General features: G+C 51.1%; 17 protein-coding genes and 2 pseudogenes. 9 read left to right on the top strand and 10 right to left on the bottom strand.

The genetic code is table 11. The features are described 5' to 3' along the window. Positions 1 to 110: 110 nt before the first annotated feature. From PsB1_RS11350 to mprF, 3 genes and pseudogenes are all read right to left on the bottom strand, one after another. A pseudogene (locus PsB1_RS11350) lies at positions 111 to 432 on the bottom strand (integrase core domain-containing protein); the annotation flags it as partial. Between the two features lie 247 nt (positions 433 to 679). Further along, positions 680 to 1,067, bottom strand: a pseudogene (locus PsB1_RS11345) (transposase); the annotation flags it as partial. Between the two features lie 228 nt (positions 1,068 to 1,295). Continuing rightward, a complete protein-coding gene (gene mprF / locus PsB1_RS11340) occupies positions 1,296 to 4,043 on the bottom strand; it encodes a bifunctional lysylphosphatidylglycerol flippase/synthetase MprF (protein ID WP_284361659.1) in 2,748 nt (915 codons plus the stop codon). Positions 4,044 to 4,262: 219 nt separating this feature from the next. Between mprF and PsB1_RS11335 the strand changes: the two genes are divergently transcribed. Both PsB1_RS11335 and PsB1_RS11330 read left to right on the top strand, forming a co-directional pair. Beyond that, on the top strand, positions 4,263 to 4,724 hold the full coding sequence (locus PsB1_RS11335; RefSeq protein WP_284361657.1) for a hypothetical protein: 462 nt from the start codon (positions 4,263 to 4,265) through the stop codon (positions 4,722 to 4,724). 4 nt (positions 4,725 to 4,728) lie between these two features. Further along, complete coding sequence (locus PsB1_RS11330; RefSeq protein ID WP_284361655.1) at positions 4,729 to 5,352, top strand: hypothetical protein; 624 nt, start codon at positions 4,729 to 4,731, stop codon at positions 5,350 to 5,352. 114 nt (positions 5,353 to 5,466) lie between these two features. On the opposite strand, the gene PsB1_RS11325 is transcribed toward PsB1_RS11330, so the two are convergent. Next, the gene (locus tag PsB1_RS11325) at positions 5,467 to 5,946 is read right to left on the bottom strand and encodes a hypothetical protein (RefSeq protein ID WP_284361654.1); all 480 of its coding nucleotides are present in this window, start codon (positions 5,944 to 5,946) and stop codon (positions 5,467 to 5,469) included. Positions 5,947 to 6,117: 171 nt separating this feature from the next. On the opposite strand from PsB1_RS11325, the gene PsB1_RS11320 reads away from it, so the two are divergent. From PsB1_RS11320 to ygfZ, 4 genes are all read left to right on the top strand, one after another. Further along, positions 6,118 to 6,501 (top strand): DUF423 domain-containing protein, encoded by a 384-nt coding sequence (locus PsB1_RS11320; RefSeq protein ID WP_284361652.1) that lies wholly within the window; start codon positions 6,118 to 6,120, stop codon positions 6,499 to 6,501. Then, entirely contained in the window at positions 6,485 to 7,498 is a 1,014-nt protein-coding gene (locus tag PsB1_RS11315) for an alpha/beta fold hydrolase (RefSeq protein ID WP_284361650.1), read from the top strand. Before PsB1_RS11320 ends, PsB1_RS11315 begins: the two co-directional genes overlap by 17 nt. A 71-nt stretch (positions 7,499 to 7,569) precedes the next feature. Further along, positions 7,570 to 8,562, top strand: a complete 993-nt coding sequence (gene pip / locus PsB1_RS11310) for a prolyl aminopeptidase (RefSeq protein WP_284361648.1) — start codon at positions 7,570 to 7,572, stop codon at positions 8,560 to 8,562. 9 nt (positions 8,563 to 8,571) lie between these two features. Next, positions 8,572 to 9,408 carry a CAF17-like 4Fe-4S cluster assembly/insertion protein YgfZ gene (gene ygfZ / locus PsB1_RS11305; protein WP_284361646.1) on the top strand — a complete coding sequence of 279 codons (837 nt, stop codon included), beginning with the start codon at positions 8,572 to 8,574 and terminating at the stop codon, positions 9,406 to 9,408. Positions 9,409 to 9,673: 265 nt separating this feature from the next. Here the strand turns inward: ygfZ and PsB1_RS11300 are convergent, their stop codons facing one another. From PsB1_RS11300 to PsB1_RS11285, 4 genes are all read right to left on the bottom strand, one after another. After that, on the bottom strand, positions 9,674 to 10,474 hold the full coding sequence (locus PsB1_RS11300) for an enoyl-CoA hydratase/isomerase (protein WP_284361645.1): 801 nt from the start codon (positions 10,472 to 10,474) through the stop codon (positions 9,674 to 9,676). Positions 10,475 to 10,512: 38 nt separating this feature from the next. Beyond that, positions 10,513 to 11,091: a transglycosylase SLT domain-containing protein gene (locus PsB1_RS11295; protein WP_284361643.1), complete on the bottom strand. Its 579-nt coding sequence runs from the start codon at positions 11,089 to 11,091 to the stop codon at positions 10,513 to 10,515. A gap of 268 nt (positions 11,092 to 11,359) precedes the next feature. Further along, positions 11,360 to 12,769 (bottom strand): type I glutamate--ammonia ligase, encoded by a 1,410-nt coding sequence (gene glnA, locus PsB1_RS11290; RefSeq protein WP_284361641.1) that lies wholly within the window; start codon positions 12,767 to 12,769, stop codon positions 11,360 to 11,362. A 58-nt stretch (positions 12,770 to 12,827) separates the two neighbouring features. Beyond that, positions 12,828 to 13,166, bottom strand: coding sequence for a P-II family nitrogen regulator (locus PsB1_RS11285; protein ID WP_284361639.1), 339 nt, complete (start codon positions 13,164 to 13,166; stop codon positions 12,828 to 12,830). 304 nt (positions 13,167 to 13,470) lie between these two features. On the opposite strand from PsB1_RS11285, the gene PsB1_RS11280 reads away from it, so the two are divergent. From PsB1_RS11280 to PsB1_RS11270, 3 genes are all read left to right on the top strand, one after another. Further along, positions 13,471 to 15,024, top strand: coding sequence for an acetyl-CoA acetyltransferase (locus PsB1_RS11280; RefSeq protein ID WP_284361637.1), 1,554 nt, complete (start codon positions 13,471 to 13,473; stop codon positions 15,022 to 15,024). Between the two features lie 247 nt (positions 15,025 to 15,271). After that, entirely contained in the window at positions 15,272 to 15,976 is a 705-nt protein-coding gene (locus tag PsB1_RS11275) for a CoA transferase subunit A (RefSeq protein ID WP_284361635.1), read from the top strand. Further along, positions 15,976 to 16,620 carry a CoA transferase subunit B gene (locus PsB1_RS11270; protein ID WP_284361633.1) on the top strand — a complete coding sequence of 215 codons (645 nt, stop codon included), beginning with the start codon at positions 15,976 to 15,978 and terminating at the stop codon, positions 16,618 to 16,620. The genes PsB1_RS11275 and PsB1_RS11270 overlap by 1 nt, the downstream gene beginning before the upstream one ends. 69 nt (positions 16,621 to 16,689) lie before the next feature. Here the strand turns inward: PsB1_RS11270 and greA are convergent, their stop codons facing one another. Both greA and carB read right to left on the bottom strand, forming a co-directional pair. Then, positions 16,690 to 17,163, bottom strand: a complete 474-nt coding sequence (greA, locus tag PsB1_RS11265; RefSeq protein WP_284361631.1) for a transcription elongation factor GreA — start codon at positions 17,161 to 17,163, stop codon at positions 16,690 to 16,692. Between the two features lie 53 nt (positions 17,164 to 17,216). After that, entirely contained in the window at positions 17,217 to 20,429 is a 3,213-nt protein-coding gene (carB, locus tag PsB1_RS11260; RefSeq protein ID WP_284361629.1) for a carbamoyl-phosphate synthase large subunit, read from the bottom strand. Between the last annotated feature and the right edge of the window lie 444 nt (positions 20,430 to 20,873).

The following is a 20,873-nucleotide window of genomic DNA, read 5'->3' as shown; positions in this document are numbered from 1 at the left end:
ACGACGAACGCTTTCTGGGCGTCCGTGAACTTCGATGCTTTCATGCCAAACCTCCTCGTCCAGCCAAGGAAAATTACGGCACAAAACTCTAATTCCAAATGGTCCAAGTCTCAGGTGGCAGAGCACGGAGCCTTTGCGTAGCGCAGCGCCACGGCCGGTGGTGGTGTTGAGCGCGGCATAGGCCTTGGGTGACAGCCAGCCGAGCTTCGAGTGGGGCCGGGCTTCATTATAGTCCCGCCGCCAGGCTTCCAGAACGGCGCGGGCATGGGCCAGGCCGTGGAACAGGGTCTCGTTCAACAGCTCGTCGCGGAGGCGCGCATTGAAGCTTTCGATGAACGCGTTCTGGGTCGGCTTTCCCGGCGCGATATAGTGCCACTCGATCCGCCGGTCTTGAGCCCACTTGAAGATCGCATGACTGGTCATCTCGGTTCCGTAGCACATTCGGAACTTGGGTAGGTCATAGCCGCCTGCGGCGCATTTAGCACGCAGGCAGGCGGCCATGACCGGGCCGCAGAACCTCTTACAATGGTTATTCCAACCACCACCAAAGAGGAGCATCCTGACCATGGCCAAGGTACATTCTATCGCACAGGAAGCTGTTCTCGCCGGCTTCGAAGCGACCGGAAATTATCACAGGGCACTGGCATGGCGCCTAGTCGATGCTGGGATCGAGACGCGCCTTGAACCTCGTCCGCAACGCAGTGTCGTCCGGCTTCGTCGCGCGATAGCGCACGGTTGCCCGCTCCGACCCGACAACCCAGCACGCCCGCCGCTCGCTCATCTCGAACCGTTCTCGAAGATGCGCGACCCCCTCCCGCTGCACGACGGGCGTCACCATTTTTTCCCAAAAGATCCTTCAGAGCTGCATTATCGAGCATCGCATCAGCCAGCATCCGCTTGAGCCGGTTGTTCTCGTCCTCCAGCGTCTTCAGCCGTCGCGCTTCAGACACGCCCAGTCCGCCGAACTTCGCCTTCCACTTGTAAAACGTCGCCGGGTTGACCCCGTGCTTGCGGCACACTTCCGCCGTCGGCACGCCAGCATCCTGCTCCTTCAAGATCGCAATAATCTGCTCCTAGGTGAACCTGCTCTTCCTCATCTCATCCGTCCTTCCTTCATGGCCGGACTCTACATTCAACTGGTTGAGATTTCGGGAGTCACGTCACTGTGACCATTCCCAAGAAAATCAAATCAATACCATTGAATAAGGGTACAGGTGCTAGAAAGTGAAGCTGCTCTCTCAATTCATAATCTTAACCGACTCAATTTGTACTCGGGAGAAAATTCATTATTACAATCAGCAATGTGAGTTATTCTTTGTTGACGCCTGTCGTGGCCCCTTAAACATCGCGCGCAGGCCCCCGCTGGTTAAGACGGCTACATCGACCAAAGCGGCTGGCAACATGACATCGGGGGGTGCGCAGAGATAGAGGGGTTTCCAGACTGGGTTGAACTTGTCTTTAAAGCGGCGCAGGCCGACAAAGCCATAAAGCTCTTCACTTTCTTCAAACACAATCGCGCCCAGTCGCACCAAAAAGGGCAGGCCCTTGCGGTCATCGAGGCCCGATAGAGGGGCCATGGCAAGGTCAAATCGGCTATATCCTTGTTTTTGTGCCCAAAGGGCGATTTCAACAAATAAATAGTCCATCACGCCATGAGGGGCATCGGGATGGTGGCGCATCAAGTCGATGGCAATTTCTTGGCTGTCTGGGGTGGTCCAAAGGCTAGCAAAGGCAATCATGGTTCCAGATGCGTCGCGGGCAATGGCCGTGGGAAAGCGCGCCAAATAAGTCCGGTCAAACGAGCCTAATGAAAAAGTCTTCTCCCGTCCCCGGTGCGCGCTAAGCCAAGCTTTTGAGATTGGCTCCATCTCATCGAGATAGGCGTGGGTGTCGCTTGCTGGAATCATGGAAAATTCCACGCCGTCTCGCGCCATTTTATTGCGCGACGTGCGGAGATTTTGCGCGCTTTTGCCCACCAAGGAAAATGTTTCAAGATCGACTATGGCCGTCTCCCCGATCTTGCGCACGACATAGCCATATTCGGCAAAATCAGGAACCACTTCGCGCGAGATGGCGTAATAAATTGGCCTAGCCCCGGCTTGCTCCGCCGCTTCTTTGACTGTCGCAATCAAGTCATGACGTTCACTGGCAAGGCCCACGGGGTCACCATAAATGATCCATCGGTTTCCGCGAGCCCGATACATAACGAAACTGGAGCCAGAGGACGAATAGAAAAAATGCTTATCGCCTAAAAACGCGAGATTGGCGTCCGCACGGGGATTTTCTGCTTTATTGAGAATGGTTTGCGCACGGACTATGTCGGCCGGGTCGGTTGAACGTTTCAGACGTTCGCGCCAAGGGGTAAACAAGGCCCAAACCGCCACGAAAAGAGTAAGAAGACATGCAGCTGTCAAAGCCCGCAAACTACGCCCGGCATCGGGATCACGCACAAAGTCCCACCAAAGCTCTGCACGAAACTCAACATTTCTGTAAGCAAATAAAGCCAGCCACCCTGCCGCCGCTACTGCCCCGGCTAATGCGGCGATCCAAGCGGGAGACAAAACGTTGGCCCCCAATGCGGATTTGCGGTTGAAGGCTGCGCCACAGGGCAAAGTCAGGATCAATATGACGCTTAAGATGCTGGCCTCTTCCCAGTCCAACCCTTTGGCCAGTGAAAACACGATGCCGATGGTCAAAAGAATGATAGCCCCACCCCAAGCGGCCGCGATTTTACGCCATAGACCTGCGGCAACCACCAACAATAACACACCAACAATGCTGGCGGCAAAATGGGATAGGTCAGAGATGGCGCGCAAATTCCAGGCGTCAATCTCTTGCATGCGCGCTGAGAGAGCAGGAGTGGCGACAGAGCTTAGAAGGACCAGCCCCGCGCTAAATACCAAAGTGGCAAGGATACGCGGCGATAATTCTAAGGTTGCCTCCCCAAGGGTCATACCCAAACGGGCGCTTAAGCGGGCCCCAAGGCTGGAGCCGATTTGGCGGGCGGCCTTTGCGGCGGGCCGTGCCGCAGGGGCAGCATGGTCTAAGCCAAGGATTATTGTGCCGATGATCAAAGGAATGAAGGTATAGATCAACCGGTATACCACTAAACCAACAGCAGCGCCGGGCGTATTTTGGGTTATGGGCGCCAAGGTCAAGATCGCCGCTTCAAACACGCCAAGCCCACCTGGTGCCCCTGACAAGGCACCCAATAGTCCTGCTAAGACATAGACTGCAACAAAGGCAGGAAAGCTCCAGCCCCCATGATCGGGCAGTAGAATGTATAAAACCCCAGCCGCAAACACCCACTCCAAAACCGCTATGCCCATCTGCACGACTGCTTGGCCCGTGGGGGGGCGATAGAGAATCACATCATTGATATGCGCTTGGTTGGCACCATAGCGGGCATAAACCAGCCAAAATACGCTGGGTAAGATTAGGATGAGCCCTAGGCCGTACCAAAACAAACTGTGAAACGGCCCGTGAAGTGCGATTTCTGGCGCGGCGATCATCATGCCCAGCCCAGCGGCGGTTAGACCGCCAATTTGAACAGCAGACCCCGTTACAATCGATAAGGCACCAATCTCGCTAGGTAGCAGACCCCACTTACGATACAGTCGCATCCGCGCCGTACCTGCAGTCACCCATGAATAACCCAAACTATTGGCAAGCGCATAAGTCGCTATACTGGCGCGTGCCGTGCGCGCGCAGGGCAGGGATTTACCTAGCATCCTCAAGGCGACCCGATCGTTAAACGCTAAGGCAGCATAGGCCAAGGTGGTCGCACCGATTGCACCTATCAAACTTATGCCATCTACTTGGCTTAGGGCGGTACGGAATTCATCCATTTCATGGCGCGTCATTTCACCATTGATGACATATAAGGCAACCACAAATAGGCCAAAGCTCATCATTGCAGTCAGGATGGGATGGCTAGCGATCCCCCACATACGACCCCACGCAGCCATCAAGGATGCGCGCCATGCGGCATGACGGACTTCCTCTTCATGGCTTTCAATAGATGGCTGGTGAATAGATTGCACAATCAATCATTCTGCACGGTTTTGAAGGGCAAAACAATCGTAGTACTGTTGGAATTTGAGGGAGAGAGGGCCTAGGCATGCACGCAATTGTGACTGATCGAGACTATTTAATAACTTGAAATACCCCCCCACTCAAGTCAACTTCATGCGTGTCCTTTAGGGAAGCTGGCTGTGTTATGGCAGTTTGACAGATGTAGGCTCGGACAGGGAGATTGGATTATGCGTGCATTAACGGTTGAGGAGTTGGAGTTTGTGAGTGGGGGTGAAGCGGACCCGCCGATTATTGTTACAGGCAAGAGAAATCCTGTAACTCCTGGTTGGGGCGTTATCTATCCTGACGATTTGGCTATGTGGGGTTTAGATATCATGGACTTTGTAAATACCGGGGAGTTTGTCTTAACGGGTGGCGGCGGGTCGTCTTCTGAGCAGATAGCTAAACGGCAAGCGGAGTTTCTTCGCAAGGTCAAAGTTGAACGACTTGCCAATAATATGGTCCGGATAACTTTCAATAGAGATGTCACTTTTAGCGCTCAAACGCCACTGGGCAACATGATAGGGACCGTTAAGGCTGGATCAACTTTTGAAGGACCTGACAAAAAAGGTGGCCCACGTGGAGCAAACGGAATTCCTGATGTAATAGATGGTCTCCTTGCGTATGATGGTGGCGTGACGTGGAGATAGGGCCTTGAAGAAACAAGCCGCTGCACTTAGTGCTTTTTCTCTCTTTGCTTTAGCTTCTTGTAATTCGGTAACAGCGCCCATGCCGAAGAGTTCAATTTGGCCCAAGGAGATCAAAGGAAATCGCGTCGATCTTGCGCTTGTTATTCCTGAATATTTTGACGCGTCAACTCCGGTGAAAGTATCAATCAGGAAAACGTTTTCCATTCCGACCTACGTTGCGCATTTCGACGATGGCAAGACGGCGCGCGGAAAGATTGCCTTCTGGCACAGAACCTCAAACCTGGTTGCTGACAAAGGTGAAATAGGCTTAAGTTTTCAATTCTCGCCGGTCTTGGCCGGTTCGATGTTTTCAGATCCTGACCTGCAAAACGTTGGAGCTTTGGCAATCGCCAAAGCGAAAATGGATAGCCAGAATAAGCTTACTGGCTTTTATGTATGGCAAGTTGGTTGCAGTGAGATGTTGGAGAGTAAGCGCGAAGCGCGGCTAGATCTTAATAAGGCAGAGGATTTAAACACCCACATCAGTGAGAGCTGTGAGCTATCCTCGGTCGCTGAAGCCATCGAAAAGTCAGCAAAACTCGAGTTTGACGAGGAAGCCGCTGTTTTCTATCAAGTGGTGAAAAAGTAGCGCAATGGCTGTCATCTGTTTGGCGATCAGTTCTTGCAGCACGTGCGTCAACACCACTTTATCAACGCGTTTTAGCCACCAATAGTAACAATGGCTAATTCGCAAGCACCGAGGTTAAGCCGCAATGTCGCGCACTTTGGCGCGAAACAAATCCCGCGCTAGGCCTTTGCCAAAGATCGCCAAGGCTGAACCCTTTTGGAAATCACGACAGGCCGATACCCGCGCAAATCCTGAAAAGGCGGCTATGGTCTGAGATAATGCTTCGGGCGGGTGCGTGATGACGACTGCATCATAGCTTGCCAATTGGGTGGCGCTAATCGGCTTGGTCAGCCCATCGGGGGCCCATAGGACGCGGACAGAAGCTTCGCACCTAGTTGCTTCTTCTGACAGCTCAAAATGGATTGCGGGGAACTGGCGGGCCAAAAGGGCGACATGAGCGCCCGCATCTTTAGACATGACTTCGATCACTTGCACGTAGGATAGATCTAAAGTGGAGTGAACACGTTGCAGCAATGCCCAAGCATCCCTCTGCGCGCGCCGTTGCGCCATTTGGCTTTCAGATTCAAGTAATTGATTTTCTTTTGCACGCGCCACAAACGTCTCCTCAATTCTGGGCTCACTGTGAATCGTGTTGGTAAACGAGACGTTAGGACGGGAAAAAATTACAGCATCGTCACGCATGTTTCTGTAGAAGCTGTCATACTCGCCACTGTGTTTGGCCCATTAGGCCATAGAGGCGTGAATGATTTGCAAAGGAAGCTTACATTGAAAAACGCCTATACCCTTGGCTGGATCGCTCTGTCCGGTTTTTTTGCAGTCGTTATGGGTGCCTTTGGCGCACATGGCATCTCCGCACCTGTGCCTAAAGCTTGGATAAGTTTAGGGAGCCAACAGCATATGGCCCATACATTGGCGCTTTTTGCGTGCGTGTGGTTACATACCAAGGGCTTGAAAGATGCACGCTTGTCGATGCTTTTTTTCGCTCTTGGCATTTCCCTGTTTTCAGGCGCGCTTTATGCCATGGCTCTGGGTGCGCCAAGGGGCATCGCTATGGCCGCTCCACTGGGTGGGCTCTGCTTCTTGATTGGTTGGCTTAACCTTGCCCGCGCTGCGTTTAGTGCTAAGGAGGCTCATGCAGACCCGCATTGATTGGCGCGCGTTTGGATTATTCGATCCAGAAATGCTAGACCTTAAATCTATCACCATGGCGGTATGGGACACTGGGTTTGGGCAGGGCTTTCAGAATGGTTCGATGCCCCCTATTGTTCTGTGCCATGGCTATCCTGAGCTTGCTTTTTCGTGGCGCCATCAACTCAGAGCTTTACCAAACTACACAATACGCGCCCTTGCCCCAGATTTGCGAGGTTATGGCCTAAGTTCTGCACCAGATCCGATCGAAGCCTATGATATGGAGGCCCTGACGGGGGATTTGGTGGCACTTTTAGATGCGAAGGGCTTTGAGAAAGCGGTGTTTTGCGGCCATGATTGGGGTGGCTTGATCGTATGGTCTATGGCGACGCGCCATCCAGAACGCGTTGCAGGGGTGATTGGGCTCAACACGCCATTCACAAAAAGGCCTAGCATTGATCCCCTAGCCCTTTATGAGCAGAGATTTGGGTCAGACCATTATATCCTGTTTTTTCAGGAACCCGGCGTGATGGAGGCCTTATTAGAGGCTGATGTCAAAAAGACGTTCCAATATTATATGCGCCGCTCTGAAGTTACCCCTTTGGACTATGACAGCCGACCCTCAGAAAAGCGCAACCATGCGTTTCAACTGGCTTTACAGCGTTTTGATGCCAATGCAGCCAGCAATTTCATCTTGTCGGAAGAAGAATTAGCCGTGTTTGTGCAGTCGTTTGAGGCGACTGGTTTTCGTGGCGGTCTCAATTGGTATCGCAATTTCACACGTAATTGGCGAAACAGCGCGCATATTCCAGATTTGGTAACTCAGCCTAGTCTAATGATCATGGCTGAAAACGATGTTGTACTTCCACCGTCTGCAACTTCTGGCATGGAAAAATATGTCCCTGATTTAGATCGTGTCTTGATCAAGAAATGTGGCCACTGGACCCAACAGGAAAAGCCAGAAGAAACGACCCAAGCAATAGCCAACTGGATGCAGGTGCGATTTGGCAGCACTTGAAGCACTACACTCACAGCCTTGAACCTAGGTGCGACCCAGCTTAAGCCCAGCCGATCTATTTGAGGTCTTTCATGCCTAAAGCCGCATCCAAACGCCGCGTACTGTACCCGCAGATTGAACCCTATAAAACCGGATTTTTACCGGTATCTGATCTACATACCCTTTTTTTTGAGCAAGCAGGTAATCCAGACGGCATTCCGGTTTTGTGTCTTCATGGTGGTCCAGGTGGCGGAATGAGCCCTGATATGCGTCGTTTCTTTGACCCGAACACATGGCATATAATTGGCTTTGATCAGCGGGGCTGTGGCAAATCCACACCCTATGCCGAAATCAAGGATAACACCACATGGGATCTCGTGGCCGATATCGAAAAATTGCGCATCCATTTAGGCATAAAGACTTGGGCTGTGTTTGGCGGTTCTTGGGGGTCAACCTTAGCATTGGCCTATGCAATCAAGCACTCAGAGCGGGTCAAAAGTCTGACCTTACGCGGAATTTTCTTAATCACGCGCGCTGAAATACAGTGGTTCTACCAAAATGGTGCTAACCATTTGTTCCCGGACTCCTTTGAGCATTATGTTCAAATAATCCCGCCAGAGGAGCGCGATGACATAGTTGGGGCATTTAATCGCCGCTTATTTTGTGATGACCGTCCCACCCGCTTGGCCGCTGCGCGCGCTTGGGCGCGATGGGAAGGCGATTGCTTGAGCCTTCAAGGTCCTGGTGCCCGTCCAACCCGATTTGATGAAGATCGTTTTGTTGAGGCCTTTGCCCGGATTGAAAATCATTATTTCAAACATCACGGTTTTTTTGAAACCGATGGTTGGATTTTAGACCATGTTGGGGTGCTCAAAGCGATACCGGTCCATATTGTTCATGGTCGGTATGATGTCTTGACCCCATTATCCTCGGCGTGGGCTTTAAAAAAGGTACTTCCCCACGCAAGTCTTGAGATTGTCGGCGATGCGGGGCACGCCAGTTTAGAGCCAGGCATTGTCGATGCTTTGGTGCGGATCGGGGAACATCTGATCGCTACGTTTGAAGGCAAGGACACAAGCGGCTAAACCTAGGCGATGACCACTCCATTTCACTTCCCAGATCGTGGTATTGTCGCCGTCAGCGGGCCAGATGCGGTACAGCTTTTGAATGGCCTTTTGACCCTTGATGTGGATGGGGCTACCGCGGATACTCTCCTTTATGCGGCGATGCTGACGCCGCAAGGGAAGTTTTTATATGAGCTTTTTATTTTTTCCCCAGAGCCACAGGTCTTTTGGCTCGATGTGAATGCTCCAACAAGCTTTGCCAAACGCTTAGCGCTTTATCGATTGCGTGCGAAGGTCAAGATTGAGGATTTAAGCGATCACATCGGTGTGGGAAGCATGGTCGATCTACACGAACCAACCTCAGACACACTTTATGCGTTGGCAGATCCGCGCACCTCGGCATTGCCCAAGCGCCTCGGGATCAAGGGTGGGACAGCCCCAGTGAATAACACTGATTTTCTCGCCTATGAAGCCAAACGCCATGCCTTGGGCGTCCCGGACTTGGCGCGTGATTTGTTGACCGAGAGGGATTTTGTGCTTGAAGGTCTTATAGATGAATTGGGCGGGGTTGATTTTCATAAGGGCTGTTATGTCGGCCAGGAAATGACCAGCCGGATGAAGCGGCGCACAAATGTTAAAACCAAGCTGTGCCGTGTGACCTATCGCGGCGCACCGCCTTCGTATGAAACCGCGATAATAGCCGACGGGTGGGAAATTGGGCGTATGCGTACCGGTAGTATAGGAGTTGGCATGGCTTTGATCCGCTTTGACCGGGCACAAAAAGCAATCGCAGAGGGGCATGCCTTGATGGCTGGTGAGACTGCGGTTGAATTAGCACCGCCTGAGTGGCTGAACATGCCAAGTTAAGCGCAAGACTTACCGTGACGCTCACGGTGATAATCGAAACAAGGGAAGTAAAACATACTGCTTGGGCTGCATGATCAACCCTAACCTCTGCCTGCTTGGCTTGGATCAATACGTTTACGGCACTGGGGCAGGCGGGCAAAATGGTCGCTGCGATATGATCTGTGAGGGTGCGCCCAGCGCTGTCATGGCACCTACCATCATCATGGGCAAGGCGATTCACAAAACGTCCAAACCACATCCTAACAAGCACTTTAGCGCCGTCAGCCTATTTTCCAATGAAGTGTGCGATTTTTTTGGCCAGAAAGGCCTTAACACCAATCTGAAAATCCTTACTGCGGCCAGCAAGTGTTTGGGAGGTGCGTTCAAGGTCCAATTGGGTGGCCCAATCATTGTCTAAACCGGCCCAAGCTGCACGGCGTATCAAAGCCAAGGTTTTGGTCGGTCCACGTGCTAATTCACGTGCCATGTCCATCGCATGGGGCAACACATCTTCTGCACTGGTCACCCGATTAATCAGGCCCCACTCCAAAGCTTGGGGGGCGTAGATTTTCTCACCTAAAAGCATCATTTCCATCGCGCGTGCTCGACCGATCGCGCGCGTTAACATATAGGTTGAGCCCCCATCAGGAACCAAGCCAATCCGCCTAAAAGCTTGAAGGAAATAGGCATTCTGCGACGCTAAAATGATGTCGCCTAAAAGCGCAAACGAACAGCCTATGCCGGCCGCCGCCCCATTAACAGCCGTCACAAACGGAACAGGTAGATCACGCATCGCGCTGACGAGGGGATTATAGACTTTCTCAAGTGCTGCACCCACATCCTGGGCCCCAAGCTCTGGTTTGAGGTCTAGATGAGAGGCTGTCGTGTCAAGATTTGCCCCTGAACAAAAGCCGCGCCCTGATCCAGTCAATACAATAGCGCGTGCTTGGGTGGCGGCGCAAGCAAAAGCATGGGATAGTTCTTCTGCCATGTCTGGGCCACATGCATTGAGCGTTGCGGGATCATGGGTGGTGATGACAGCGACATCGCCATCGAGGGCATAGAGAATTTTTTCGTATTGCGTCACATCTTCCCCCAAAGCACCCTAGATTCGCTTAGGCTATGCTAATTATTGGCGAGTTTGCGCATCTGGCGTGCTTCACATCGACGCAATTGGCCGTCATAAATAGCGGCTTGACTGGCCACCCGGTTTGCAACTTCGCCAAGCCAAGGTTTGCCACTATAGGTTCTTCTCGTAAATCCCCCTGGCCCTTCATGATAGGCCAAATAGAGATTTCGCGTGTCGGATTTACCAATACCTGTCTTTTTGGAAATCTGATTGAGGTACCAGCCAATGAAATCAGCTGAGTCTTCAAAATTTTTTCGTTTCCCCCCGCCTCGTGCCCGGCGATAATCATCCCAAGTCCCACTTAAAGCTTGCGAATAACCCATCGCACTGGATAGCAGTTTACCGTTTCGGTCACGCGGCTTTGCATTGTGACGAAAGCTACTTTCTTGTCGGATAAAGGACAAAATAGTACCAGGACTTATGCCCCAATCACGCGCTGCATCAAATACATGATCTTCCCAGCGGCTTTTCTCATCCAAGATGGCGCAGGCATCAGCGACATTGGAGGGTGGCTTGGTCGAGGTACAAGCTGCAAGCCACAAAATCACTAAAAAGAGGAGAAAGCGATTTTTCATGCCTTAACCATAAAGCTAGCCCGTAAATAGCCAGTGAACAGGTCAGGCAAAATCTTAACAAAAAATTCGACCAAAAAAGAAGCGAGGGAAGCCTGAACAAAACAAATGGCCCCCCGCTTCCAAGTTCGGGTCTACGAGCTAAGGCACTGCCTTATCAAGGATTCACATATAGATGGTCATTGATTAAAATTGCATGAATTAAATTAAGCATTGTTCACAATGAAAAAGGCCCAACGTTTTGGGGCCTCTTTGCGCAAGTAAGCTTGGCTTACATCTTGTAATACATGTCGAATTCGACAGGGTGTGGGTGCATATTCAAGCGCTCACACTCTTCGCGCTTCAACTCGATATAGCCATCAATCATGTCATCATCAAAGACGCCGCCCTTTTTTAAGAAATCGCGATCAACGCTGAGAGCATCGAGTGCTTCGTCCAAGGATTTTGCGACCGTTGGAACCCCTTCAAGCTGTTCAGGTGGCAAGGAATATAGATCCTTATCGAAGGGGTCGCCAGGGTGAATTTTGTTTTCAATCCCATCAAGGCCTGCCATCAACAGGGCCGCAAAAGTCAAATACATATTTCCTATTGGATCAGGAAACCGCGCTTCCAGACGCTTGGCCTTGGGCGAAGTTGTGTAAGGAATGCGGATGGATGCCGAACGATTACGCGCCGAATAGGCTAACATAACCGGGGCTTCATAACCTGGAACTAAGCGCTTGTAGGAATTGGTCGAAGAATTAGAAAAAGCATTAATCGCGCGAGCATGCTTGATGATGCCACCGATATAATGGAGGCAGTTTTCCGACAAATCGGCATATTGATCGCCTGCGAACAAAGGCTTGCCGGCTTTCCAGATGGACTGGTGTACATGCATACCGCTGCCATTATCCTTGAAATAAGGCTTTGGCATGAATGTAGCTGACTTGCCATATGCCGCGGCTACATTCTGGATCACATATTTATAAAGGTTCATGTTATCGGCCATTTTGGTCAAAGTTTGGAACTTCAAACCAAGCTCATGCTGGGCTGGAGCAACTTCATGGTGATGCTTTTCAGGCTCAAGGCCTAATTCCTTCATCACCTGTAACATTTCTCCGCGGAGATCTTGCGCCGAATCGATGGGCCCCACCGGGAAATAGCCACCCTTCGGACCAGGGCGATGTCCCATATTGCCACCTTCATATACTTTGCCCGTGTTGTAAGGTAACTCTGTTGAATCAAAGCTATAGCCTGTATTGTTGGGGTCTGTATTCCAGCGCACGTCGTCAAATACAAAAAATTCGGCTTCAGGGCCAAAATAAGCGGCATCCCCAATTCCCGACGATTTCAAATAGGTTTCAGCACGCTTGCCAATCCCACGCGGGCAACGATTATAGGATTTAAGGGTTCCAGGAACAACCACATCACATACGATCGCCAATGTCGTTTGCTGATAGAAAGGGTCCAAGGTCACACTATCTGGATCGGGCAGCATGATCATATCGGAATCATTAATGGCCTTCCACCCTGCGATTGACGAACCATCAAACGCAACGCCCTCTTCAAGCAAATCAATAGTGACCATATCGACGTCAAAGGTCACATGCTGCATCTTGCCGCGAGGATCGGTAAATCTGAAATCAATATAGTGGACTTCATCATCCTTGATTTGCTGTATGACTTTGTCAAACTTTGACATCGATACTCTCCTAAATTGAGTTAAATGGTGAGTTGTGGTGATATTTCTGATCTTGGACCTAGACGGCGTTGATTCCAGATTCACCCGTGCGGATGCGGACAACGTGAATAATGTCAGAAACAAAGATTTTGCCATCGCCGATCCGACCTGTACGCGCGGCATTGGTAATGGCCTCTACCGCTGCATCAACCTGATCATCACCAACGACGACCTCTAATTTCAGTTTCGGTAAAAAATCGACCACATACTCAGCACCACGATAAAGCTCAGTATGCCCTTTTTGGCGGCCAAAACCTTTGGCTTCAACCACAGTCATGCCTTGGAGCCCTAATTCCTGAAGCGCCTCTTTGACTTCATCCAGCTTGAAGGGCTTGATAACCGCTTCGATCTTTTTCATGAATTCCACCTGAGCAACTGAAACTGGGTTTGCCCATCAGGGGTGGGAGGTATCTTTGCCTGTATCATCCCATGATGTTAGGATGTTCATCATGCCAGCGCGACCATAGCCCCTGCCCCTTTTATACCATAACGATGATTGCCAGTTAATTAGGCACAAATCGCTCAATAAATAGGCGCATTTACACCCGGAGTAGATTGGTACTAGATCACGCTCTTTGGTCATTCCATCTGCTTGCGAATAACTTCCCAAAAAATCTGAGCAGGTCAACATATATTGGGTCAAAACATGTTGGAGTTGCGCTGTGATCGATGCACACACACCCGTTCTTATTGGTGGCGGCCAGTTTACCTATCGCGGCGCGCCAGAACTTTGCCCGACCCCGATCGAATTTTGCGCCCTTGCAGCCAAAGCAGCCGCTGTTGATAGTGGTTTGCCCCAGTCGGTGTTGACAGGGATTGATGGTTTGGCTGTCGTGGGTTTTACCATCGATGCCGGTACCAGCATGGCATCCCTACCGATCCCAAAGGCGAATAATCCCCCTAAGACCTTAGCGAAGGCACTTGGTGCTACACCTGCCTGGAAGGTTTACACCCATGTTGGCGGCAATAACCCACAAGCTTTGGTTAATGCGGCCGCCAGCCGCATCGCCCGGGGTGAAAATAAACTGGTATTGCTGACGGGTGCGGAATGTCTAAACTCGATGATGAAATTGGTGCGTGCGGGCCATTTCCATGCCTTGGCAGGCCATCAGCAGGATGAGGCTGAAGCACCACAAATGTTTGGCGAAGGCTTTGAAGGCTCTAGCGCCCACGAGGCCCACCATGGCTTGGCTTTTCCCGCCAATGTCTATCCCTTGTTTGAGAATGCTTATAGATCCTATGTAGGGCGCGATCTTGCCAGTCACCAAACAGCCTTAGGTGCTCTTTATGCGCCATTCACCCAAGTAGCAGCACATAATCCGTTTGCTTGGTTTCGCCACAGCCACAGCGCCAAGGACCTCATAACCATAGGGCCGACTAATCGCATGGTCGGTTATCCCTATCCGAAATTTCTCAATGCGATCTTACAGGTTGATCAATCTGCGAGTGTGTTGATGGCAAGCTATGCCCATGCCATGGCGCTTGGGATTGGCAAAGAAGCCATGGTGTTTTTGCATGGTTGTGCAGATACCGTTGAAAAATGGAATATACTCGACCGGGTTGATTATCATTCAAGCCCAGCAATGACGCTTGCTCTGAAGGAAGCACTTTCCATGGCGGGCAAGTCACCTGGCGATATTGGTTTCTTTGATCTTTATTCTTGTTTTCCCATAGCGGTAGAGCTTGCGTGCGAGGCGCTAGGCATGGCCGGCGATGACCCGCGCGGGCTGACTTTAACGGGTGGTCTACCCTATTTTGGAGGGCCTGGAAACAATTATTCTATGCACGGTTTGGTTGAAATGATCCACCGATGTCGAAAGGAACCAAGTGCCTTTGGCTTATTGAACGCCAATGGTTGGTATCTGACCAAGCACGCTGTGGGTATTTATTCTTGTGCGCCAACGCAGGGGCCTTGGGTCCGACGCGATCCTCACGCCTATCAGGTGCAGATCGATCACTTGGTGTCCCCGCCGATCATTACCCAGCCTTCGGGTCCTGCAACCATTGAAACCTACACCGTTATCCATTCTCGCGATGGCTATCGCATGGGCATCGTGATCGGTCGTGATGAAGCGGGCAGTCGGTTTGTGGCCAATACGCCAAATGATGATCAAGCGATTATGGCAGACCTTGAGGCCCAAGAAGGGATAGGACGCACAGGCTTTGTTACGCACGAGGGCGGTCGGAATATCTTCAAGCCTGCTTCCCATGTTTAGTCGCAAATCAAGCCTGTCCCAGTGCAATTATGTTCAGCTGCGATTTAAGTGGTTTGACCTTTAGCGCTTGACAGATTGTGCTTGGTTTTTTGACCGATATGTTGATAACACCGTGAAGGCGCTTATTCCTTCAAAGGCTACCGCCACGTCATTGAGCTTACTTGTCCTGATCATTCCAAAACCTTTATGCTCGACAAAGTCGCAACGCTTGCTAAACAGGCAGCGAAAAGAGTGAAGGGCCAATTGTGTGACCACGATATACTCAAATGCTGCCACCGCCCTTGAAGGTCTGACTTTTGATGGTATGACCATTATGTCAGGCGGCTTTGGCCTATGCGGCCTACCTGAAAATCTGATCCGCGCGTTGCGTGATACTGGGGTGAAATCCATTACTGCGATCTCGAACAATGCAGGCGTTGATGGCTTTGGTTTGGGCTTATTGATGGAGACAAAGCAGATTTCTCGGATGATTTCTTCTTATGTTGGTGAAAACAAAGAGTTTGAGCGTCAGTTTCTTGCCGGTGAGCTCCAAGTCGAATTTAACCCACAAGGTACTTTGGCAGAGCGGATACGCGCCGGGGGTGCAGGCATACCGGGTTTTTACACCAAGACCGGGGTAGGTACCTTGATTGCGCAAGGTAAAGAACACAAGGATTTTGATGGGCAGACCTATATCCTTGAAACCGCCCTTAAAGCCGATTTATCCTTGGTCAAAGCTTGGAAAGCAGACACTGCCGGCAATTTAATTTACCGCAAAACCGCGCGCAATTTTAACCCAATGATGGCTACAGCCGGTAAAGTCTGCGTTGTAGAAGTGGAAGAAATTGTGCCTGTCGGCAGCCTGGATCCCGATCATATACACACACCGGGTATTTATGTACATCGCTTGGTTCAAAGCCAATTTGAAAAGCGTATTGAGCAACGCACCGTGACCAAAAGGGAGAGTGCCTGATGGCCTGGACCCGCGATGATCTTGCTGCGCGCGCGGCCAAAGAATTACGTGACGGCTTTTATGTTAATTTGGGGATTGGCATTCCAACTTTGGTTGCCAATCACATTCCAGAAGGTATGCACGTAACACTCCAAAGTGAAAACGGTATGTTGGGTATGGGGCCTTTCCCGTTTGAAGGCGAGGAAGATGCCGATCTGGTCAATGCCGGCAAGCAAACCATTACCGAACTGCCGCAAACCTCGTTTTTTTCCTCTGCTGATAGCTTTGCGATGATCCGTGGCGGGCATATCGATTTGTCGATTTTAGGCGCGATGGAAGTCTCTGAAACCGGGGATTTAGCCAATTGGATGGTGCCTGGCAAAATGGTCAAAGGTATGGGGGGTGCAATGGACTTGGTGGCGGGCGTACGCCGATGCGTGGTGGTGATGGAGCATTGCGCCAAGGATGGTGCGTCAAAGCTATTGCGTCAATGCAATTTGCCGCTGACGGGGCTTAAGGTTATAGACCTTGTGATCACTGATTTGGCGGTGTTCACCATAGACCGCCACGCAGGGGGCATGGCGCTGATTGAACTTGCAACTGGTGTCACGTTGGAGGAAGTCACCGCAAAAACCCAAGCGCGCTTTGCAGTGAAGCTTCATTAGACACGCATTTCTTTTATGAGTGAAACGCTACCACTTCCATGATCTAAAGCCTAGAATTAAGCCCCAAACCTAAGCCCACGCGACTGTGACGATCTCATAACTTTTAGAGCCGCCAGGGGCCGCAACTTCTACTACATCGCCTTGCTCTTTGCCGATCATGGCGCGCGCGATGGGTGAGGTGATAGAGATTTTGCCCAATTTCACATTGGCTTCGTCTTCGCCAACAATCTTATAGACGGCTTTGTGGTCAGTATCTTCGTCGATAACCGTCACGGTCGCGCCAAACTTCACGTTGGAACCAGAAAGCTTCGACACGTCGATGACTTGGGCGCGTGCCAGCTTATCTTCAAGCTCTGCAATGCGGCCTTCGATATAGGACTGACGTTCTTTGGCGGCGTGATACTCTGCATTCTCTGACAAATCGCCATGCGAGCGTGCTTCTGAAATCGCACCGATCACAGATGGGCGTTCCTCGGTCTTCAAACGTTTTAATTCTGCATCGAGAGCCGCATGGCCCTCGGCAGTCATAGGGATCTTTTCCATGAGGGGGATTCCACATAAAGGGATTTATAGATTGGTATTGAGAATTGGATTCGTCAAGCATATGCTTGCAGTGACTTCACTTGCATCGTCTGACCTCCAGCTGCAGCAATGGCTGTAGCGGCCGCCCGGGCACCCGCTATCGTAGTATAATAGCTGATATTGGAAACCAAAGCCGTCCTGCGGATGGAATAACTATCGGCCAAGGATTGTGCCCCTTCGGTCGTATTAACCACCAATTGGATCGACCCATTGATCATAGCATCCACGATATGGGGCCGCCCTTCCATGACCTTGTTAACGCGCTCCACCGGCACACCCGCCTCGCGCAATATCTGAGCTGAGCCTTCGGTGGCAACCAGCTTAAAGCCAAGGCGAACAAACTCACGACCAAGATCTGCCAAGGCTGGCTTATGGCTATTCTTAACCGATAAGAATGCGGTCCCGCCCATGGGTAGCTTCATGCCAGCACCCAATTGCGACTTTAAAAATGCATGCCCAAAGTCACTATCAATGCCCATACATTCGCCGGTCGAGCGCATCTCTGGGCCCAATATCGGATCGACACCCGCAAAACGAGCAAACGGAAATACTGCCTCTTTTACAGCAACATGCTTGAGTTTTTTATGTTTTAATCCGAAGACACTCAATGCCATACCGGCTTGCAGTTTCGCTGCAATTAGCGCCACAGGAATGCCCACAGCTTTGGCAACAAAAGGCGCTGTCCGTGACGCGCGTGGGTTGGCTTCAAGCACATAAATCGTGTCGTCTTTGATAGCATATTGGATATTGATTAGACCAATCACACCAAGCCCTTTGGCCATCGCAATGGTCTGGGCTTCTATCTTAGCAATCATCACCTCCGACAAACTATAGGGTGGTAAGGCACAGGCACTGTCGCCTGAATGGATTCCTGCCTCCTCTATATGTTCCATAATGCCTGCCACGAACACATCGGTACCGTCGCATAAGGCATCAACGTCTACTTCGATGGCATCGCGCAAATATTGATCAATCAATACAGGATTATCACCCGAAACAATCACAGCCTCGCGTACATAACGCTCAAGACTTGGCTGATCATAGACAATCTCCATACCCCGGCCTCCCAGCACGTAGGAGGGGCGCAATACGACAGGATAACCCACTGCCTGCGCGCCTAAGATCGCTTCAGCCTCGGTTCTTGCAATAGCATTACGGGGTTGGAGCATGGAAAGCTTGTTTAACAGGGCTTTGAAGCGCTCGCGGTCCTCGGCCATATCAATCGCGTCAACACTTGTGCCTAAGATCGCAACGCCAGCCTGAGCTAAAGGTTGGGCGAGTTTCAAAGGGGTTTGACCACCAAATTGCACAATGACACCCAGCAATGTACCATTTTGATTTTCGGTTTCGATTATTTCAAGGACATCTTCACTGGTCAAAGGCTCAAAATACAAGCGGTCAGAGGTATCGTAATCGGTGGAAACGGTTTCAGGATTACAATTGACCATGATACTTTCAATGCCCAACTCTGCGCAGGCAAAGGCGGCGTGGCAGCAGCAATAGTCAAACTCAATGCCCTGGCCAATCCGGTTAGGACCACCGCCAAGAATAATGATTTTTTTAGCCGAACTAGGCTCTGCCTCGCAGTTCTCCTCATAGGTGGAGTACATATAGGGTGTGGGGGAAGCAAATTCGCCAGCACAGGTATCAATACGTTTGAAGGCCGGGCGAACTCCCGCATTTCGGCGCAGTGCGCGGACTTCCAATTCGGTTTTGCCAGCAATCTTGCCAAGTCGTCGGTCAGAGAAGCCTTGTGCTTTGACATGACGCCAATCATCGCGCGTGTTGGGCAGTCCGATGGATTCAAGCTTTTTCTCGGTCGCAATCAGATCGGCAAATTGATCGAGAAACCAAGGGTCAATTTTGCTCGCCGCATGGATTTCTTCAACACCCATTCCCATTCTCAGTGCTTGGCCAACCACCAAGATCCTTGTTGCGGTCGGGATGGTAAGCGCTTTGTGCAAGGCATCGCGGCTGCTCCCAAACTCCAAGAAAGGGTCAAAACCATCAAGCCCCGTTTCGAGTGAACGCAAAGCCTTTTGGAAGCTTTCTTGAAACGTCCTTCCAATCGCCATGGCTTCGCCGACTGACTTCATACTGGTCGTCAAAGTGGTGTCGGATCCTTTGTATTTTTCAAAGGCAAAGCGGGGAATTTTGGTGACAACATAATCAATGGTGGGCTCAAACGAGGCCGGTGTCGCGCCACCGGTAATATCATTGGCAATCTCATCAAGCGTATAACCAATCGCAAGCTTGGTGGCGATCCGTGCGATCGGAAACCCAGTTGCTTTAGAAGCCAAGGCAGAGGATCGCGATACGCGCGGGTTCATCTCAATCACAATCATGCGACCATCGGCGGGATTAACGGCAAATTGGACGTTGGAGCCACCCGTTTCGACACCAATCTCGCGCAATACCGCAATCGAGGCATCGCGCATGCGCTGATATTCTTTATCGGTGAGGGTTAAGGCTGGGGCGACAGTGATCGAATCGCCGGTATGGACGCCCATCGGATCAATATTTTCGATCGAACATATGATAATGCAATTATCCGCTCTGTCGCGAACCACTTCCATCTCATATTCTTTCCAACCTAGAACGCTTTCCTCGACCAAGATCTCACCAATAGGGCTAGCAGCAATCCCGCTGGCACAAATCTGTTTAAACTCATCGACATTATAGGCGATCCCGCCGCCGGTGCCGCCCAAGGTGAAGCTTGGACGAATGATTGCAGGTAAGCCAACATAGGGTAGGGCAGACATGGCTTCGTCTAATGTATGGGCCATTTTGGACTTGGGGCTTTCCAAGCCGATTGTGTCCATTGCATCGCGGAACTTCAACCTATCCTCGGCCTTTTCAATGACGTCTGCTTTGGCACCGATCATTTCAACATGATATTTCGTAAAAACGCCATTTTTTTCGAGGGTGAGCGCGCAATTGAGCGCGGTCTGACCACCCATAGTGGGCAGTACCGCATCAGGACGCTCCTTAGCGATGATCAGCTCAATCACTTCAGGGGTAATCGGCTCAACATAAGTAGCATCGGCCAAATCAGGGTCAGTCATAATTGTGGCCGGGTTAGAATTGACCAGAATGACCCTGTAGCCTTCTTCTCTGAGGGCCTTACATGCTTGCACACCTGAATAGTCAAATTCGCAAGCCTGACCGATAACTATAGGTCCAGCCCCGATGATCAGGATTGATGTTAGGTCGGTGCGTTTAGGCATAGGGCGTCCGTTCAGAGCTTTTGCGATTTGGGTGCCACTTGCAAAAAGCCCTCCCGAGCGCAGGCGGCGCTGGGAGGGCCTTGGAAGGCGATAGCTGTTAGCGCTTCGCAGCGAGTCCTGCAAGGGCTTTAGGCTTTTGCCAAGATAAAACAACCTAACCCATCTTGGCCAATTGAGTGGGACTATGCCTAGGCGTAGCTAATAAACCAACGACGGCCAGTAATGAGGTCTGGCCGATGATGACCCGTCTTGTCGGCTGAAACGGTATGACATGCTCCCACGAATTCGGTCCACGGTAAATTAGAGTTTTTTGCCTAATGCACTGCTACCCATCGTTGGGCCGCTTTGGCCTAGAGTCTTTGGCCTTGCTCGTGTCCGGTGGGCTGGTGTCACCGGCTGAGATTGCCAACATAATCGGTGGGATATTCCCGATTGCGCTGTGAG

Source organism: Candidatus Phycosocius spiralis (genome assembly GCF_030158815.1).
Lineage (GTDB): Bacteria > Pseudomonadota > Alphaproteobacteria > Caulobacterales > Aquidulcibacteraceae > Aquidulcibacter > Aquidulcibacter spiralis.
Note: the sequence above shows the minus strand (reverse complement) of the source record. Positions and strands in the feature narration are given on the sequence as shown.

Excerpts from the sequence above, each read along its gene's own strand:
- PsB1_RS11335 (WP_284361657.1), top strand. The coding sequence starts at position 4,263 with ATGCGTGCATTAACGGTTGAGGAGTTGGAGTTTGTGAGTGGGGGTGAA.
- PsB1_RS11315 (WP_284361650.1), top strand. The coding sequence starts at position 6,485 with ATGCAGACCCGCATTGATTGGCGCGCGTTTGGATTATTCGATCCAGAA.
- pip (WP_284361648.1), top strand. The coding sequence starts at position 7,570 with ATGCCTAAAGCCGCATCCAAACGCCGCGTACTGTACCCGCAGATTGAA.
- ygfZ (WP_284361646.1), top strand. The coding sequence starts at position 8,572 with ATGACCACTCCATTTCACTTCCCAGATCGTGGTATTGTCGCCGTCAGC.
- PsB1_RS11295 (WP_284361643.1), bottom strand. The coding sequence starts at position 11,091 with ATGAAAAATCGCTTTCTCCTCTTTTTAGTGATTTTGTGGCTTGCAGCT.
- glnA (WP_284361641.1), bottom strand. The coding sequence starts at position 12,769 with ATGTCAAAGTTTGACAAAGTCATACAGCAAATCAAGGATGATGAAGTC.
- PsB1_RS11285 (WP_284361639.1), bottom strand. The coding sequence starts at position 13,166 with ATGAAAAAGATCGAAGCGGTTATCAAGCCCTTCAAGCTGGATGAAGTC.
- PsB1_RS11270 (WP_284361633.1), top strand. The coding sequence starts at position 15,976 with ATGGCCTGGACCCGCGATGATCTTGCTGCGCGCGCGGCCAAAGAATTA.
- greA (WP_284361631.1), bottom strand. The coding sequence starts at position 17,163 with ATGGAAAAGATCCCTATGACTGCCGAGGGCCATGCGGCTCTCGATGCA.
- carB (WP_284361629.1), bottom strand. The coding sequence starts at position 20,429 with ATGCCTAAACGCACCGACCTAACATCAATCCTGATCATCGGGGCTGGA.